At 61.0% G+C, this 17,548-nt stretch carries 14 protein-coding genes; 7 read left to right on the top strand and 7 right to left on the bottom strand.

What is annotated here, in order from left to right; all coding sequences use genetic code 11:
- Positions 1-11 precede the first annotated feature (11 nt).
- Complete coding sequence (locus HMPREF9695_RS04920; RefSeq protein ID WP_006019705.1) at positions 12-920, top strand: LysR family transcriptional regulator; 909 nt, start codon at positions 12-14, stop codon at positions 918-920.
- A gap of 24 nt (positions 921-944) precedes the next feature.
- Here the strand turns inward: HMPREF9695_RS04920 and HMPREF9695_RS04915 are convergent, their stop codons facing one another.
- The 3 genes from HMPREF9695_RS04915 to HMPREF9695_RS04905 form a co-directional block, all read right to left on the bottom strand.
- Complete coding sequence (locus HMPREF9695_RS04915) at positions 945-1,856, bottom strand: FecR family protein (protein ID WP_006019704.1); 912 nt, start codon at positions 1,854-1,856, stop codon at positions 945-947.
- A 12-nt stretch (positions 1,857-1,868) separates the two neighbouring features.
- The gene (locus tag HMPREF9695_RS04910; RefSeq protein ID WP_034460695.1) at positions 1,869-3,191 is read right to left on the bottom strand and encodes a tetratricopeptide repeat protein; all 1,323 of its coding nucleotides are present in this window, start codon (positions 3,189-3,191) and stop codon (positions 1,869-1,871) included.
- A 166-nt stretch (positions 3,192-3,357) separates the two neighbouring features.
- Positions 3,358-4,995 carry a glycosyltransferase gene (locus HMPREF9695_RS04905; RefSeq protein WP_245258714.1) on the bottom strand — a complete coding sequence of 546 codons (1,638 nt, stop codon included), beginning with the start codon at positions 4,993-4,995 and terminating at the stop codon, positions 3,358-3,360.
- Between the two features lie 232 nt (positions 4,996-5,227).
- Here HMPREF9695_RS04905 and HMPREF9695_RS04900 point away from each other — a divergent pair, with 232 nt between their 5' ends.
- The 4 genes from HMPREF9695_RS04900 to HMPREF9695_RS04885 all read left to right on the top strand — a co-directional run bounded on the left by HMPREF9695_RS04900 (position 5,228) and on the right by HMPREF9695_RS04885 (position 9,029).
- Positions 5,228-6,397, top strand: coding sequence for a glycosyltransferase (locus tag HMPREF9695_RS04900; RefSeq protein WP_006019701.1), 1,170 nt, complete (start codon positions 5,228-5,230; stop codon positions 6,395-6,397).
- Positions 6,398-6,527: 130 nt separating this feature from the next.
- Positions 6,528-6,941, top strand: a complete 414-nt coding sequence (locus HMPREF9695_RS04895; RefSeq protein ID WP_006019700.1) for a Zn-ribbon domain-containing OB-fold protein — start codon at positions 6,528-6,530, stop codon at positions 6,939-6,941.
- A gap of 4 nt (positions 6,942-6,945) precedes the next feature.
- Entirely contained in the window at positions 6,946-8,085 is a 1,140-nt protein-coding gene (locus tag HMPREF9695_RS04890) for a thiolase C-terminal domain-containing protein (protein WP_006019699.1), read from the top strand.
- A 23-nt stretch (positions 8,086-8,108) separates the two neighbouring features.
- The gene (locus HMPREF9695_RS04885) at positions 8,109-9,029 is read left to right on the top strand and encodes an SDR family NAD(P)-dependent oxidoreductase (protein ID WP_006019698.1); all 921 of its coding nucleotides are present in this window, start codon (positions 8,109-8,111) and stop codon (positions 9,027-9,029) included.
- A gap of 18 nt (positions 9,030-9,047) precedes the next feature.
- On the opposite strand, the gene HMPREF9695_RS04880 is transcribed toward HMPREF9695_RS04885, so the two are convergent.
- The 4 genes from HMPREF9695_RS04880 to HMPREF9695_RS04865 all read right to left on the bottom strand — a co-directional run bounded on the left by HMPREF9695_RS04880 (position 9,048) and on the right by HMPREF9695_RS04865 (position 15,207).
- Positions 9,048-9,836 carry a crotonase/enoyl-CoA hydratase family protein gene (locus HMPREF9695_RS04880; protein WP_006019697.1) on the bottom strand — a complete coding sequence of 263 codons (789 nt, stop codon included), beginning with the start codon at positions 9,834-9,836 and terminating at the stop codon, positions 9,048-9,050.
- 24 nt (positions 9,837-9,860) lie between these two features.
- Positions 9,861-12,674, bottom strand: a complete 2,814-nt coding sequence (gene ppc, locus HMPREF9695_RS04875) for a phosphoenolpyruvate carboxylase (RefSeq protein WP_006019696.1) — start codon at positions 12,672-12,674, stop codon at positions 9,861-9,863.
- A gap of 167 nt (positions 12,675-12,841) precedes the next feature.
- Positions 12,842-14,386: an acyl-CoA synthetase gene (locus HMPREF9695_RS04870; RefSeq protein WP_006019695.1), complete on the bottom strand. Its 1,545-nt coding sequence runs from the start codon at positions 14,384-14,386 to the stop codon at positions 12,842-12,844.
- Positions 14,387-14,397: 11 nt separating this feature from the next.
- Entirely contained in the window at positions 14,398-15,207 is an 810-nt protein-coding gene (locus HMPREF9695_RS04865) for a crotonase/enoyl-CoA hydratase family protein (RefSeq protein ID WP_006019694.1), read from the bottom strand.
- A 107-nt stretch (positions 15,208-15,314) separates the two neighbouring features.
- Here HMPREF9695_RS04865 and HMPREF9695_RS04860 point away from each other — a divergent pair, with 107 nt between their 5' ends.
- Together HMPREF9695_RS04860 and HMPREF9695_RS04855 are read left to right on the top strand one after the other, a co-directional pair.
- Complete coding sequence (locus tag HMPREF9695_RS04860) at positions 15,315-16,187, top strand: SDR family oxidoreductase (RefSeq protein ID WP_006019693.1); 873 nt, start codon at positions 15,315-15,317, stop codon at positions 16,185-16,187.
- Between the two features lie 44 nt (positions 16,188-16,231).
- Positions 16,232-17,461, top strand: coding sequence for an ABC transporter substrate-binding protein (locus HMPREF9695_RS04855; protein WP_006019692.1), 1,230 nt, complete (start codon positions 16,232-16,234; stop codon positions 17,459-17,461).
- Positions 17,462-17,548: the final 87 nt, after the last annotated feature.

Raw genomic sequence — 17,548 nt, 5'->3', positions numbered from 1 at the left:
GAGTAGCTGCAATGACCGACCAGTTTGACTGGAATCTTGTTCGATCGTTTCTGGCCATCACGCGCACCGGCAGCATGACGGCGGCGGCGAAACGGCTGAAGATCGATTATTCGACACTCAGCCGGCGTATCGCCGCACTGGAAACATCGTTGGGCTCGCAATTGTTCGACCGCCGCACCAGCGGCTCGTCGCTGACCGAGGCCGGTGAGCGGCTGCTCGAAATGGCCGAGCAGATGGATCAGCTTGCGACCTCGGCCGCACAATCGATCGGCGACTCGAAAGCGCAAGCCACCGGCGCGGTACGAATCGGCACGCCCGATGGCTTCGGAACCAAATTCCTGGCGCCACGGCTCGGCGAACTCAGCGATCGCCACCCGGATCTCACCATCGAACTCGTGGCGATGCCGCGCGAATTTAATCTCTCCCGCCGCGAAGCCGACATCGCAGTGAGCCTGACGCAACCGACCGAAGGACGGCTGCATGGGCGCAAGCTGACGGATTACGAACTCGGTCTCTACGCGTCCCACGACTATCTGGTCAACCATCCTGCCGTGGAGACGGCGGCAGACGTGCCGACTCATCGATTCATTTCATACATCGACGATCTTATCTTCTCGCCCGAACTGGAATACGCGCATTTCGTATCGCCGGATTTGCGCCCGGCGATCAAGAGCTCGAACCTTATCGCACAGCTCAACTCCACCCTCGCCGGCGCAGGCCTGTGCGTGCTGCCGTGCTTCATCGCGCAAACCGAGCCGGAGCTTGTGCGGGTGCTGCCCAATTTTCGTCTGATCAGGACATTCTGGCTGTTGCTGCACAGCGACCTGCGCAATATCGCGCGCGTGCGGGTTACCGCGGATTTCATCGCCGAACAGGCGAGCAAGGCTCAGGCGCTGTTCATGCCGAACGGGCAGAAGTAAACCGGCCGGCGTTCGGCCTGCGGTCTAATAGCAATATCCGTAACAGCCGCCCGGATTTGTATTCGGCGGCGGGTTGACCTGATTGGTCTGGTTCGACTGCGACTTGTTCTTCGCGATGGCGCTGCCGCCGTCGAAGATCGAGAAATATCCGAGCGGATCCGTGCCGGGCGGCTTCGCAGGGTCAGTGACGATGGTCTTGCCGAAGCCGAGCCGCGCGGCCATCTGGTCGGTCGGCAGATCGCTGATACCGCCGGTCTGGCCGGGCCCGCTGGTCAGCGCAGCCATGATCTTCTGCAGCAGGAAATCCGGAATCGGGAACGGCTCCGGAATCGGATCGTTCGGACCTGATACCCACGTCATGTATCCGGGGCGAACGATCACTGAGCCGACATTGTTCTTGATAACCACCGAGCCGACGTGGCCGATGACGATCTCGCCCTTCGCCTGTGCGAGCTTCGGATCGGAGCCAGCGAACCCCGGCGGAATCGGATAAACCACCGTCGCCACGCCGCCGCGGATGCCCAGCGTCGCCACGGGAGTCTTCACCGTGACGCCTGCGGTGTGGCTGATCTGCCCGCCGACGAAGCGCATCACGCCCTTCGACACCGTCGCCACCATCTTGCCGGTCCCGGCAGCCGGATCGTAGACGTACTCGTCGATCACGATATTGCTGTTGCGGCCGACATTCAGGGTCGAGGTGTCGGGAAACATGATCTGCGTCGATCCCTGTGCCGACGTCTGCACCCGCTCCTTGTAGATGATGTTGGTGCCGATGGTGAGCGTGCGCGTTCCGGCGCCCGGCGGCGTCCCGGTTGCATCGAGATTGACGGCACCGACCCGTCCCGAGTTTTGTGCGTCAGCAGCCGGAATAAGCGCCGTCGTGGAGAGCAGCACCGTCAGAAACGACGTCAGATATGTCTCTTTGGAAAATAACATCTGCTGCTACCCTCAGAAACGAGCGGTCGGACCGAACATCACGGAGAAATTATCCAGGCGATAGTTCGGCAGCGAGGAATTGGTCTTGTCGTACTGAACCGCGGCCGAGATGCCGAAATTCTTCGTCACTGGCGCGTTGAACAGCGCGCCGACCGACCACTGATGATCGGCGCGCGCGACCAGCGGATCGATGAATGGATTTGCCGCATCGAAGCGTGTGTCGATCCATCGTGCGAACGGCGCAATGCTCCAGTTGCGCGACATCCAGACGAACGGCGGCGCGAACTCCAGCGTCAAGGCCGCTTCAATCGCCCACTGATCGAACGACTGATACACCAATAGAGAGTCGCCGCGCCGGTAGAGTCCGCGCGCGTCGAGCTTGATCTGTTGCGCGATGTTCCAGCTCGCCGAAAGGCTGGTCGTATACCAGTCGCCGGAGTTGAAACCCGCGACAGGATCAATGGTCCTGAAATCGGCACGGCGCCATTCGAAATCGGGGGCCAACGTGAATTTGTCGTTCACCGGAATTTTCAGGCCGACGCCGGCGCCGGCCGTTGAAAAGTACGAGGCCCCGCCAACCCAGGTGTTTCCGCCGACAACATAAGGCTTGATGGTCACACCCGGCAGCAGTTCCGGCGCGAGCGCGAGCCGCGGACCGAAGCTGACATCGACGAAGCCGACATTCAGATCCTTCAGGCGCGATTGCTCGGTGAGATACCCAATGGCGCGCGTTTCGAGAATGTCGCCCCGCTGGTTTTGCAAATCATAGTCGTGGCTCAGGCCGACCAGCCCGAACCAGTTGATGTCGGCCTTCCGCTGCGCGGTCGGCAGCAACGCCAGATCCTGACCGCCGAGGCGCAGGATACCGCCGCCAGGCGCGAAGCTCGCATTGCTCTGCGAGCGGATGCCGGTCTGCGCAAATCCGGAGAACCGGCTCGGTTGAAGCTGCTTCTCGGTGTCGGGCAGATAAGTTTCGATGCGCTCCTTGGTGATCGCATCGATGTCCGGGCTCGCGAGAGCTTCCTTGAAATAGCGCTTCGCCATCTCATAGGAGCCGAGCCGGAAATAAAGCGCGCCAAGTTCGTATTTCACGCGCGTCAATTTGGGATTGTAGAATAGCAGCCGCTCGAGCGCGCCGATCGCGGCTTCGTAATCCCCGCGCGTGGTCGCAACCTTCACATAGGCAAACGTAATTTCGTGGTTGCCCGGATTGCGGACCATCTGCTGAAACAGGTTCTGCTGCTCAGACGCATCCTGCGCGCGTGCAACTCCTGCATGGGCGAAAAAGACTAGTGCGCATACAGCCCAGATGCTGCGGGCCGGCACGGCGTGCATCCGCGAAGCTGTCAAAAAAGGAAATACTCGAAACCACATCTCAAAAATTCCCGCCGTCAATGACTACGGAAAAACCATAAAAGCAGTCTTTGATCAACGCTGTACGGCCCGTATCCAGTGGCCGAATTGATACAGCCGAAAGAAAAACAGGCCGTATGGAACTAGGTTAATCCTGCCTCTGACGTACGCATTGGTACATGTGCGCCGTCCATCGGTTCAATTCGCGGAAAGAAATTTTCGCCGGGAAATCAGCGCCTAGGCCGTATTTCCGGATTTGGCTGTCGAGGAAAGAGTCTTCGGGCGGAGCAAGATCGTGCGGTATCCCGGCACGCCGCCATGCGTCATCATGAAGATGCAGGAACTGAAAATCGTTGCACAATCGACTCAATTTCTCGGCCCTGTCCGGATTGAACAAATCCGGCACGTCGAACCACGAGACGGGACCGAGAGGCATCCTGCCTAAAATTTTACCGTTCATCTTATGCCGCTCGATGAGCGACGTGAGCAACGCCGAACCTGATTCTTCCCAGCCGTCCCATGAATTCGAAAGGCTTTCAGTTTCCGCGAGCGCTTCGGTGAGCAATCCATGTCCCGCAGGAAATTTCAGAACACCTGTCGGCACGCGCCCGAAAACATCCGGCCCGGCGAAGAAAACATCGCCCGCTGGAAGATCTGCCTTGAGAAGAAGAACATCAGGATCAATCCACCATCCGCCCATCTTCTGAAGCAGCGCATACCGGAAGAGATTCGCGTGAATGGCGAAGGCGCCCTCATCGCCTAAGGGCCTCAGGACGAGGTCGCGCGGGAGAATTTCCGCCGCATCCTCCACGGATATCCAGCTTGGGGCGTTCAGGTCGCGATTGTAGGAAAACACCTCAACGCGATGTCCACTCGCCGCAAAGCTCTTCAAACACATCAACTGATAGGGACCGATCGCGTCGCCATGCCAGAAAGTTCTGACCGTTTGAGGATCGGCGGCACACGGATGATCCGCCTGCTGCGAAATCCGAGTATGACCGAAGGGGCGCTGGCCCGGTTGCCAGCCGTTGATCTGGATGGATCGGGCCAGTTCATCCAGCGCATCATAGGGCACGCTTTGGGTAGAAAGCTTTTGCTTGAGCTCCTTCATCACCCAGAACTCGCGAAACCATCCTTCAACGGCCTCATATGATAGTCGCGCGCCCTGCGGAACATCGATTCCAAAGCGTTTGAACAGCAAATCCAGGAAACTGTCTTCGGGCGGCCCCAGATTTTTGGGGATGCGCAGCGCACGCCACAGATCATTCCAGAGATGCACGAAGTCGCTTGAAGCCAATCGTGCCAGAGCCGCCTCGCATTGAGCGGGATCGAAGAACATCAGGACTTCGTTGGGATGAATCTCGTACGCGCTGACTTTCGGGCGAATCAGATGATCGATCGCATACTCGGTCGAGAGGCGCGTGATGAGCTTCGGTCCGACAATGCCGTGATCAGCTCCCGGTGCGGCCGTACCTGCCACCGGCAGCAACCTCATCGCCTCATCGATCGCAGCCGTCATGATCGGTGACCCTGCGGGAAACTTCATGACAGCGGCATTGACGATGCCGTCCTCCTGATATGCAAGATAAATCTTGTCGTCGGGCAATGCTGCTTTCAGCACCACGATGTCGAGATCCATATACCAGCCGCCAAATTTCTGGATGGCGAGATACCTGAACAGATCGGAATGCAAAGCGAGCGAAAGATCGCCGTCCTTGTGATGGAATTGATAGAGCGGGCCGGACAGAACCTCGCGCGCGTCTGCAAGCTCGACGCCTTCGGGCACGTTGAGCGTCTTGTTGTAAGTGTACAGCAGAACGCGCGCGCCGGCGGAGACCGCGCTGCGCAATGACAAATCCTCGTAATAGCTGAGATCTGGGCCCGTCCAGAAAGTATGCACGTCCTGGCGGAGCTTCACGGGAGAAGATGGCCGCATGAGATTGCCTTTTGATGCTCAGTCATTATAGCCAGTATTCCGGCCTGCGTTGTCAACGCAAAGTGGAAAGCAAAGCGCCGCTATGAAGACCGTTCTGTTTGCCTGGGAGCACGGCGGCGGCTTTGGCCATATCGCTAATCTGGGACGCTTCGCTGCGCTGCTGAAGCGGCCCGATGTGCGCGCGGTCTTTGCGCTCAAAAATCCGGAAGCAGCATATCTGCTGGATGCAAACGCAGAGGTTCTTCAGGCTCCGCCGTGGCCGACGGCACAATCATTCCGCTCAACTGCCACGATGCACGATCAACTGGCCTCGGCCGGTTTGAGTGATGAGCATGGCCTGCGGTCGCTGCTGCAATCGTGGGACAACATCCTGAAAGCCGTCTCTCCCGATCTTGTCGTCGCGGACTATGCACCCGCTGCGAGCCTGATGGCGCGCGGCCGGATTCCGCTGATCGTGGTCGGAAACGGATACACAGCCCCTCCCGGCGAAATGAAACGCTTTCCGCCGCTCCATCGTGTCCACCCACCGCGCTGGAGCGAAGACGAAACGCTGGTAACGGTCAATCGGGTGCTGCAATCCCTGGCCCGGCCACCGCTCGAGCGGCTGCCGCAGATGTTCGCCGGCGACGTGCAGATTGTTCTGACGTTTCCGGTGCTCGACCCCTACGATCTGCAAAGATCGGAACCACTCGCCGGCCCGATCATCGACAGTCCGCCGCTTGAACCCCGGAAGAATGCAGACGACATCTTCGTCTACCTGTCGCGAGCCGTGTTATCCGCGCTACCCTTCGATCTTGTTTCGGCATTGCTCCCCGTTGCCGAACGTCTTGTCATTTCCGCTCCAGACATCGCGAGCGAGCAGTCCGAAAATCTGTTGCGTCGCGGAGCACGGGTCTTCGCGCAGCACCTGCCGCTCAGCGAGACACTGGCATCGGCGCGGCTTGCGATTCACTTCGGTGGGGGCGGACTGGCGGCGCATGCCATCGCCGCCGGCGTTCCTCAGCTGATCGTCGCGACCCATATCGAACAGTTGCTGAACGGACTTCAGCTCGAGAAGGCAGGCCTCGGAAAAGTCATCGACAGTTTCATGCCGCAGGTCGACATCTCGAAGCCGCTGGAAGCGATCCTTACTGACGATCATATCCGACAGCAGACAGCGAAGGCCGGTCACGAACATCGCGACATGCTGAAAACAATGAAGCCGCTGGAAACATTTGAAGCCGCGGCCTTGAGACTTCTCGGCAATAGCTGAGCGCCGCTCAGCAACCCTGCATGCCCGCCCCTATTTTCCGGCGCAGGAAGGCCACTTGCCTCGGCGGGGAATACCTGCATAAAGTTAATCGACCAATTAACAAAAGCAAACGATCAGGGAGAGACTGCAGATGGCTGCACCTTCGCGCGCCTTGCCGGTGCCAACGCCCGAAACCCAGCATTTCTGGGACGGCACACAGTCAGGGGAACTTCGTCTGCAGCGCTGCGACGATTGCTCCAACGTCTATTTCCCGCCCCGCCCGTTCTGCCCGTCCTGTGCGTCGCGCAAGGTCAGCGTCTTCAAGGCCAGCGGCAAAGGCAAGCTCTACAGCTACGTGATCAATCATCGCCCCGCCGCGCCAGGATTTACCCCGCCTTACGCCATCGCCGTGGTTGAACTCGATGAAGGTCCGCGGATGATGAGCAATATTCTCGATTGCCCGCAGACGCCCGAAGCGCTCGTGCTCGACATGAGACTCGAAGTCGCATTCGAGAAAGTCAGTGACAAGATCACCCTTCCCCAGTTCCGCCCGGCGAAGGGTTAAGACCATGCGCAGAAATCAGGTTGCCGTCGTCGGCGCGGCCGAAACCACCAAACTTGGCGTCATCCCGGACATGTCGCAAATCCAGTTGCATGCGGACGCCGCGCTCAACGCGCTGGCGGATGCCGGACTGAAGCTGTCGGACATCGACGGTATCGCCACTGCGGTCGAAACGCCGCAACAGCTCGCACACTACCTCGGCATCACGCCGACATGGGTTGACGGCACGTCGGTCGGCGGCTGTTCGTTCATGCTGCATGTCCGCCACGCCGCGGCGGCGATCGAGGCCGGCCTGTGCAAGACGGTCCTCATCACCCACGCAGAAAGCGGCAAGTCGATGATCGGCAAACTGCCGCGCTCGATTCCCGCCGACAGCCTGCAGGGCCAGTTCGAAGCCCCCTTCGGCGTCTACGGTCCGCCCAGCATGTTCCCGATTCCCGTGTTGCGCTACATGAATACCTACGGCATCACCCACGAGCAGATCGCGATGGTATCGGTGGTTCAGCGTGAATGGGCCGCGAAGAACCCGCGCGCGATGATGAAGGACCCGATCACGGTCGAGGATGTACTCAACTCGCGGATGATCGCCTACCCGTTCCGCATTCTTCAGTGCTGCCTCGTCACCGATGGCGGCGGCGCGCTGATCCTGACCAGCGCCGACCGCGCCAAGGATTTCCCGCAAAAGCCGGTCTACATCCTCGGCACCGGCGAGAGCGTCGAGACGCCGATGGTCAGCCAGATGGAAACGTTCAACTCGTCTCGCGCGTTCAAGGTGGCGGGCCCGACGGCGTTCCGCGAGGCCGGCATCGCCCACAAGGACGTCGATCACCTGATGATCTACGATGCCTTTGCGCATCTGCCGCTGTTCGGCCTCGGCGATCTTGGCTTCATGCCGCATGAGGAAACCGGCAAGTTCATCGCCGACCGCAACACCGCCATCGGCGGCAAGCTGCCAATGAACACCAATGGCGGCGGCCTCAGCTACATGCATTCGGGCATGTATGGAATGTACGCCTTGCAGGAAAGCGTTCGGCAGATGCGCGGCATTGCACCGGCACAGGTCCCGGGCGCGAAGATTTCGGTCTGCCATGGCGTCGGCGGCATGTTCGCCGCCAGCGGCACCATCATTTTCACCAACGAACGCTGACAGCGAAAACAGGAGCCAACATCATGTCGAACAAGAAATCGCTGGACGGCAAGGTCATCGTCGTCACCGGCGCAGGCCGTGGCATCGGCCGTGAGATCGCGCTGCTCGCCGCCGCCGAGGGCGCCAAGGTCGTGGTCAACGATCCCGGCGTCGCCGCCGACGGATCGGGCACCAACGCGGCACCCGCAGAGGAAGTCGTTGAGGAAATCAAGAAACGCGGCGGTACCGCCGTCGCCAACTTCGAGTCGGTTGCCGAAGCGATCCCCGCCAGCAAGATCATCAAGCAGGCTGTCGACACCTACGGCAAGCTGGACGGCGTGGTGAACAACGCCGGCATCCTGCGCGACGCAATCTTCCATCGCATGAGCGTCGAGGCGTTCGAATCCGTCATCAAGGTCCACCTGCTCGGCTCATTCTACACCTCGCACGCTGCCGCCCGCATTTTCCGCGAGCAGGAGAGCGGCGCGTTCGTGCACTTCACGTCGACATCGGGCCTGATCGGCAATTTCGGCCAGGCGAACTATTCCGCCGCCAAGCTCGGCATCGTCGGCCTCTCGAAGTCGATCGCGCTCGACATGGAGCGCTTCAATGTGCGCTCGAACTGCGTGTCCCCGTTCGCATGGAGCCGTCTGATCGGCACCATTCCGACCGAAACCGAGGAGGAAAAGGCCCGTGTCGCGCGCATGCAGCAGATGGGGCCGGAGAAGATCGCGCCGTTGTCGGTGTTCCTGCTCAGCGATGCCGCCAAGGACGTCACCGGGCAGATTTTCGCGGTCCGCATGAACGAAATCTTCCTGATGGGTCAGTCACGCCCGCTGCGCTCGATCCACCGCGATGGCGGCTGGACGCCGCAGACCATTGCCGAACACGGCATGCCCGCGCTGAAATCGTCGTTCTACAAGCTCGACCGCTCCGCCGACATCTTCTCGTGGGACGCGATCTAGGAGAACGAGCGGCCGGCCTTAACTGAAGGACCCGTGCCGCCCCTGTCCGCTGGCGAAACGTTTGGCGCCTTCCAGCGTTTCGCCGGAGCCGATCACACCGAGACCACCCTGCATCTCGTCGTTGATCGCATTCTCTTCTTCGAGATCCCATTGACGCAGCGCCGAACGCTTGTCGTTGCGCAAGCAGGCCTGGGGAAAGCGCGCCAGTTCCTGCGCCAAAGCGATAGCATGCGCCCGCGCCTCGCCTTTTGGCACAAGCCGATTGGCGATCCCGATGTCGAACGCTTCCTTTGCGTCAACCGGCCGTCCCGTGAGTATCAAATCCATCGCGCGTGAATGGCCGATCAAACGCGGCAACCGGATGGTGCCGAGATCGATCAGCGGCACGCCGAAGCGGCGGCAGAAAATACCGAAAGTCGCGCCCTCGCCCACCACGCGCATGTCGGCCCACAGCGCCAGTTCCATGCCGCCTGCGACGGCGTGACCCTCGACCGCCGCAATCACCGGCTTGCTGAGACGCAGACGGCTCGGCCCCATCGGCGCGATGGTGTCGTGGCCGCCGAGCTCCCGCTTCTTCTCGCGATCACCGATCGCCACAGCTTTAAGGTCCGCTCCGGCGCAGAACGCGCCGCCAGTGCCCGTGAACACCGCGACTGACGAATTCGGATCGGCATCGAAAGCGCGAAAGGCATCGAACAGTCGGCGCGCCGTGGCGCCATCGACAGCATTCTTGCGGTCCGGCCGATTGATGGAAACGATGGTAACGGGTCCCTCGTGCTCGACAAGAATGGTGTCAGTTTCGGTCATCGATACCTCCCGTTGTTATTGATTTTAGCCGCTGTTGCGCAGCCCCGCGGAAATTCCGTTGATGGTCAGCTGGATGCCGCGAAGCACCTGTTCGTCGGTGCTTTGCGACCGGTGCGCCTGTAACAGTTCGACCTGCACATGGTTCAGCGGATCGAGATACGGGAAACGATTGCGGATCGAACGCTCAAGCAACGGATTTCCCTGCAACAGCCGGTCGTGGCCCATGATGGTCAGCAGCGTCTCGATCGAACCATGCCACTCGGCGCGGATACGACCGAAGATCATGGTGCGCAGCTTTTCGTCCGGCACCAGGTCAGCATAGCGCGACGCGATGGCGATGCTGCTCTTGGAGAGCACCATGTCCATGTTCGATAGCAGCGTCTGGAAAAACGGCCACTCGCGGTACAGTTCTTGAAGGAACGTGATGCCCTTATCGGGATGCTGCTTGACCCACGCATCCACCGCGCTGCCGAAGCCATACCAGCCCGGCAGCATTAGGCGGCATTGCGCCCAACTGAAGACCCAGGGAATCGCGCGCAGGTCTTCGATCCTGCGCGTTTTGGTACGTGAAGCCGGACGGCTGCCGATATTGAGCGTCGAAATCTCGCTGATAACGGTGGAGGCCCAGAAGTAATCCTCAAAGCCTTCGGTTTCATAGACGAGATTACGATAGGCCGCATAAGCGAGATTGGAGAGTTCCTCCATCGCGGCGATGTATTCGTCACGCGGAGCGGAATGCTTCGGTTGCAAAAGGCTCGCTTCCAGCGTCGCGGCGGCGAGAATTTCGAGGTTGTGGCGCCCGACATCGGCGTTCGAGTACTTGCTCGAAATGATTTCGCCCTGCTCGGTGATGCGGATCTGCCCGTTCACCGCTCCGCCCGGCTGCGCCAGGATCGCGTCGTAGCTTGGACCGCCGCCGCGGCCGACGGAGCCGCCGCGCCCGTGAAACAGCCGCAGGCGCACGCCATGACGCTCGAACACCTCGACAAGGCTGATCTCGGCTTTGTAAAGCTCCCAGCCCGAGGTGACGAAGCCGCCATCCTTGTTGCTGTCGGAATAGCCGAGCATGACCTCCTGAAGGCCGCCGCGACTGTCAACGAGACGGCGATATTCCGGCAGCGAGAAAAGGCTGTCCATGATCTGCGCGCACTGCCGCAGATCGTCGATGGTTTCGAACAGCGGCACGATGTTGAGACGGCTGGTGCCGTCCGGCGCGACCAATCCCGCTTCCTTCAGGAGAACCGCGACCTCAAGCAGGTCCGACACGCCCTCCGTCATCGAGATGATGCATTGGGGAATGACCCCGCTGCCGAATGTCGCATGCGCTTCCGCCGCCGCGCGCAGCACAGCGAGTTCCTTGATCGTTTCCTCACCGTAAGCAACGAACGGCGAAGCCAGCGGACGCGCGGTGTTCAACTCGCGCGCCAGCAACGCGATGCGCGCGTCTTCCGGCATCTCTCCGTAGCTGGTGCCCGGTGCTGCGGCCTCAAACAATTCGGCGATGGTCCGCTCGTGTACGGCAGAATTTTGCCGCATGTCGAGCGTGGCAAGGTGAAAGCCGAAACAGTCCACCGCCCGGCGCAGATGCCGCAGACGTCCGCGCGCGATCACCAGCGAGTTGTTGGCGACCAGCGACGCATGCAGCACGTCGAGATCGCGCGCAAGTTCATCCGGACCGGCATAGGCCATCGCGGCACCAACCGGCGGCCGGCTGGTTTCGATCTTCAGTTTCAGCGCCGTTGCCGCCAGCCGCGCGTAGATGCCGGAGACCGCGAGCCGATAAGGCTCGCCGCTGCGATGGGGCGACGGGTCCGGGGATTGCCCCGCAAGGGCACGCAGTTCGGGCGACACGTCGGCAAGATGGGCCGCGAGCGACAGTTCCGCGCCGAGTTCGTGCAGTTCCGCAAGATAGAAGCGAAGGATGCGCGTGGCATGCAGATTCAGCGCACCGCGCATGACCTCCGCCGTTACGAACGGATTGCCGTCCCGGTCGCCGCCGATCCAGCTTCCCATTTTCAGGAATGTCGCAAGCTCCGGGACATCGTGCGCATCGACGGCCGTGCCGCCCTCTTCGGCCAGACGATCCTCCAGCGAACAGTGCAGCCGAGGCACCTCACGCAGGAACGTGTAGTCATAGAACGAAAGACCGTTGGAAACCTCGTCCAGCACCGTCAGCTTGGTGCGCCTCAAAAGATTGGTCTGCCACAGCGTCACCACGGCGCGGCGCAACTGCTCGTCGCTGGCTGCGATCTCGTCCGCAGTCATCTGGGTCCGGTCGCGGATATTGAGGACGGACGCGATCTCCATTTCGCGGTCGATCGTGCTCTTGCGGCGGACTTCGGTCGGATGCGCGGTGAGAACCGGGCTGACCTGCGCCTTGGCAAAGAACCCCCGCAATGCATCGGCATCGATGCCCGCATCTTGCGCGCGCATGAGCGCCCGCGTCAGGGTGCCCGGGCGCGCGGCAGTGCCCGCCATGTCCTGTGCGCGGCGCTGACGGATGTTGTTCTGGTCTTCCGCGATATTGGCCAGATGCGAGAAATAGCTGAACGCGCGAACGATACGGACGGTGTCGGCGATCGACATGCCGTCGAGAATGGCCTCAAGCTCGCGGCGGGCCGGCTTGTCGTCGTCGCGGTGGAAACGGATCGAGGTCTGCCGGATGCGCTCGACCAGATCGAAAACGTCCGCCCCTTCCTGGTCTCGGACGGTGTCGCCAAGAATGCGCCCCAGCCGCCGGATGTCCGCGCGCAGCAGCGCGTCGTCGTCGGAAGCGGCCGGATCGCCGCCGCGAAACTTTGCGTCCCGGAGATCGGACTGTTTCGCTTCGTACGACATGACGCCATCCCGTGAGAGGTGTTCCGATCCTTCTCAAGTCGCAATTTTTCCTCGCGGGCGCAAGCGCCGGAATGCTCATGTCGGGTGCATTCCGCGCAACGATTTTGCGCCCGGCTTTTGATTTTGTCGTGTTTTCTTCACGCCGCCCAAGACCCGCCTGAAACGGCCTAGATTTTGCGCCCCGCCCGCTCCCAATACGGATCGCGTAGCCGCCGTTTGAAGATCTTGCCGGAGTCCTCGCGCGGCAGGCTGGCCTGAACTTCGATGTGCTTGGGCACCTTGTAACCCGCCAGCGAAACCTTGAGTTGCTCACGGATCGCCGCGACGTCGAGCGTGGCACCCGGTTGCGGCTCGACCACCGCCATCGGCGCCTCGCCGAATTCCTCATCGGGAATCCCGAACACGGCGCAGTCGTGAACGCCGGAAATTCCGTGCAGCACCGCTTCGATCTCCGCCGGATAGATATTGACGCCGCCGGAAATCACCATGTCGCGCTTGCGGTCACAGATAAAAACGTAGCCGTCGGCGTCGATATAGCCAACATCGCCGCTGGTGATGAAACCGTCGCGCTCGATCTCGGACCGCTTCTCGGGCCGGTTGTGATAGGTGAAGTCCGGGTTCGCAGCAATGCGCGAGTAGATCTCGCCGATCTCGCCCTGCGGCAGAATCCGGCCATCCTCGCCGAGGAAGCGCAATTCAGCGCCCGGGGAAATCCTGCCCACCGTGCCCGGCTTCTTCAGCGCGTCTTCCGAACTCGCGAACGTTACCGCGCCGGATTCGGTGCTGCCGTAGAATTCGTAGATCACCGGACCGAACCATTCAATCATGGCCCGTTTGACGTCCGCGGGGCATGGCGCTGCTGCATGGATGACGTGGCGCAGCGACGAGACGTCATAGGATTTGCGGACCTGCTCGGGCAGCTTCAGAAGCCGGGTGAACATCGTCGGCACCATGAAGACGTTGTCGATCTTCTGCTGGTCGATGATCCGCAGAAACTCCTCGGCCTCGAAGCGCGGCATCAGGATCGTCACATCACCGAGCCGCCCGGCGCGCAGGCCGAATGCGTTCGGCGCCGAATGATACAGCGGCCCGGGCAGCAGTGCCCGCACGCCCGGCTTCAATCCGTAGATCAACGCGCGCATCGCTTCCATCGATGCGCTCTGCTCTGGCGTCGGCGCATCGCGCTTCACGCCCTTGGGGTGCCCGGTGGTGCCGGACGTGTAGATCATGTTCTGCGGCTGGGGCAGCGCGGGACCGTCGTAAGGCGTTTGCTGCGCGAGCCACGTATCGAAACCGACCGCTCCGCGCGCCGATGCACGGAGCGCAGGATCGATCCGGTAGGTGGCAACGATTTCCGGCGGCGGCGGCACGCTGAGCATCGTGACACCCGCAGGAACCACACCATCGAGCCCATGCAACAGATCGCTGTGACCGATCAGAACGCGCGCACCGGAATCGTCCATGACATAAGCGATCTCGTCCGCTTTGAAGTGCCAGTTGATCGGTACGGCATACGCCCCGAGCGTCATCACCGCATAAGCCGCTTCAAGGAACACGATATCGTTCCGCATCAGGATGCCGACGCTGTCGCCTTGCCTGATGCCGAGCCGCTCAAGCCCGCCCGCGATCAGGCGGGCGCGCTCATTGACCTCATCACGGGACTTGCGGCGATCGCCGCTGACGATCCCCGTCGCTAACGCCGGCGCTGACATGCCGCGTCCGTTCAGTTCGAGCCATCGGCAAATTTCGGCGCACGCTTCTCGATATTGGCGCGCACCGCCTCGATCTGGTTAGGCGTTCCCATCACCTTCATCTGCTCAACGGATTCCGCCAGCAATGCCGGACCGGGATCGCCGCCAAGACCATTGAGCATCCGCTTGATGCCGCGAATGGCGTCCGGATTTTTGCCGGCGATCTCGCGCGCGGCTGCCAGAGCCTCCGTGCGCGGGTCGTCGCAAATCCGTGTCGCAAGGCCATAACTCATTGCCTCTTGCGCAGAGAAAATCCGGCCGGTGAAGGCAAGGTCGCGCAGGATGTCGTCGCGCACGAGACGGGCGAGGATCGGCGTTCCCGCCATATCAGGCACCAGGCCCCATTTGATTTCCGTCACAGACATTCGGGTGTCAGGCGCGAGGAAACGCATATCTGCGCCGATCGCCAACTGGAAACCGCCACCGAATGCAACGCCGTGCACGGCCGCGATCACCGGCACGGGCAACTGCCGCCAGCCCCACACCGCCTGCTGCGAGTGATTGGCCAGACCGTGCGTCCGCTTGGCAAGATCGCGCAGATCGCTGGTGCCGTCGTTCATTGCGGCAAAACGCCCCATATCGAGGCCGGCGCAGAACGCGCGCCCCTCGCCGGACAGCACCACAGCACGCAGACCCTTTTCGGTCCTGAGCCGTTCGGCCGTGTCCACCAACGCATTGAACATCGGCGCATCCAGCGCATTCATCTTGTCCACGCGGACCAGCCGGACATCGGCAACCCCCTCCGACATCGAAACCGTGATGCGCTCGCTGGTGGCTGTCATAGCGTTCTCCCTCAGTTTTTGATCTCTTCTCTTTACAGGGTTAGCCCACCCTGTTTTAATTAATCAACTAACTAATCAAACAATATCATTCAGGGCAGGATTGCACCATGTTCACAGATCGTCTTCTTGCGGGCCGCAAGATTCTAGTGACCGGCGGCGGCACGGGTCTCGGCAAGGCCATGGCGGCCAAATTCCTCAGCCTTGGCGCTGAAATCCACATTTGCGGTCGCCGCAAGGGCGTCTGCGAGGAAACCGCCGCCGAACTGATGAAGCTGCATGGCGGCAAGGTTACGGCCCATGGCGTCGATATCCGCGACGCCGCCGCCGTCGACGCGATGATCGAGGAGGCGTTCAAGGACGGCCCCCTCACCGACCTGATCAACAATGCCGCCGGCAATTTCATCTCGCGCACGCAGGATCTCACACCGCGCGGCTTCGACGCGGTCGCCAATATCGTGATGCACGGAACATTCTATGTCACTCACGCGGTGGGCAAGCGATGGATCGCTGGCGGTCACCGCGGCAATGTCGTGTCGATTACAGTGACATGGGTGCGCAACGGCAGCCCCTATGTGGTTCCCTCGGCCATGAGCAAGTCCGCGATCCACGCCATGACCATGTCGCTTGCCGCCGAATGGGGCCGCTACGGCATTCGTCTCAACACCATCGCGCCGGGTGAAATCCCGACCGAAGGCATGAGCAAGCGCATCAAGCCCGGCGACGAAGCCGGCGCGCGCACCATCGCCATGAATCCGATGGGCCGTGTCGGCTCCATGGAAGAACTGCAAAACCTCGCGACTTTCCTGATTTCCGGGGGCTGCGACTGGATCAACGGCGAAACCATCGCCATGGACGGCGCCCAGGCGCTGGCCATGGGTGGCAACTTCTACCAGTTGCGCGACTGGAGTGATGCGGACTGGAAAGCCGCACGTGACGCCATCATGGCGCAAAACGAAAAGGACAAGGCGAAGCGCGCTTAAGCTTCGCCGCGTCTACAAAAATAATAGAAACAGGGAGACACCGAATGCGTTTGACGAAACCGCTATGCGCTGTTGTTACCGCAGGATTTCTGGTTGCCGCGACCGGAAGCGCCATGGCGCAGAAAAAATACGATACCGGCGCGACCGATACGGAAATCAAGATCGGCAACATCATTCCCTATAGCGGCCCGGCCTCGGCTTACGGCGTCGTTGGCAAGGCGATGGAAGGCTACTTCAAGAAGGTCAATGATGACGGCGGTATTAATGGCCGCAAGGTCAAATTCATTTCCTATGACGACGCCTACAGCCCGCCCAAGGCTGTCGAGCAAACGCGCAAGCTGGTCGAAAGCGACGAAGTGCTGCTGGTGTTCGGTGCGCTCGGAACGCCGTCGAACTCGGCGATCCACAAATACATGAACGCAAAGAAGACGCCGCATCTGTTCCTCGCCACCGGCGCCACCAAGTGGAACGATCCGAAATCGTTCCCGTGGACCATGGGCTGGCTGCCAAGCTACCAGAGCGAAGCGCGCATCTACGCGAAGTATCTCCTGAAGGAGAAGCCGAACGCAAAGGTCGCCGTGCTCTATCAGAACGACGACTTCGGCAAGGATTACCTCAAGGGCGTGCAGGACGGCCTTGGCGACAAGAAGTCCATGATCATCGCCGAGGAAAGCTACGAACTATCCGAGCCGACGATCGATTCGCATATCGTGAAACTCAAGACCCTGAATCCGGACGTTCTGCTGATCTTCACCACGCCGAAATTCGGCGCGCAGACCATCAAGAAGGTCGGCGAGCTTGCCTGGAAGCCGGTGATGATCATTTCCAACGTCAGCGCTTCGACCGCGACGGTGATGAAGCCAGCCGGATTCGATAACGCGCAGGGCGTGATTTCCGCCGCCTACGCCAAGGATACGTCAGATCCGCAGTGGGACAACGATCCCGGCATGAAGGAATACAAGGCTTTCCTCGCCAAGTATGTCCCCGAAGCCAACGTCGCGGACAGTTCGGCCCTCACCGGCTATAACATGGCGCAGACCATGGCCGTTGTGCTGAAGCAGTGCGGCGACAATCTCACCCGCGAGAACGTCATGAAGCAGGCGGCCAGCATCGGCGGCATCCAGCAAGGCGGCTTGCTGCCGGGCGTCCTGATCAAGACCGGCGAGGCCGATTTTGCCCCCATCGAGCAATTGCAACTGATGCGCTTCAAGGGCGAGCGCTGGGAACTGTTCGGTGAGGTTCAGGACGGCGAAGCCTCCAGCGTCAAGCGCTGATCTGCGCTCCGCGCTGACGTGATCTGATCAGGCGAGGCGGAATCCGTTTAATTTCGCCTCGCCATTCAAACGCCTCCCGTTATATTG

The organism is Afipia broomeae ATCC 49717, from assembly GCF_000314675.2.
Lineage (GTDB): Bacteria > Pseudomonadota > Alphaproteobacteria > Rhizobiales > Xanthobacteraceae > Afipia > Afipia broomeae.
The sequence above is the reverse complement of the archived record's forward strand: the minus strand, read 5'-3'. Positions and strand labels throughout refer to the sequence as shown.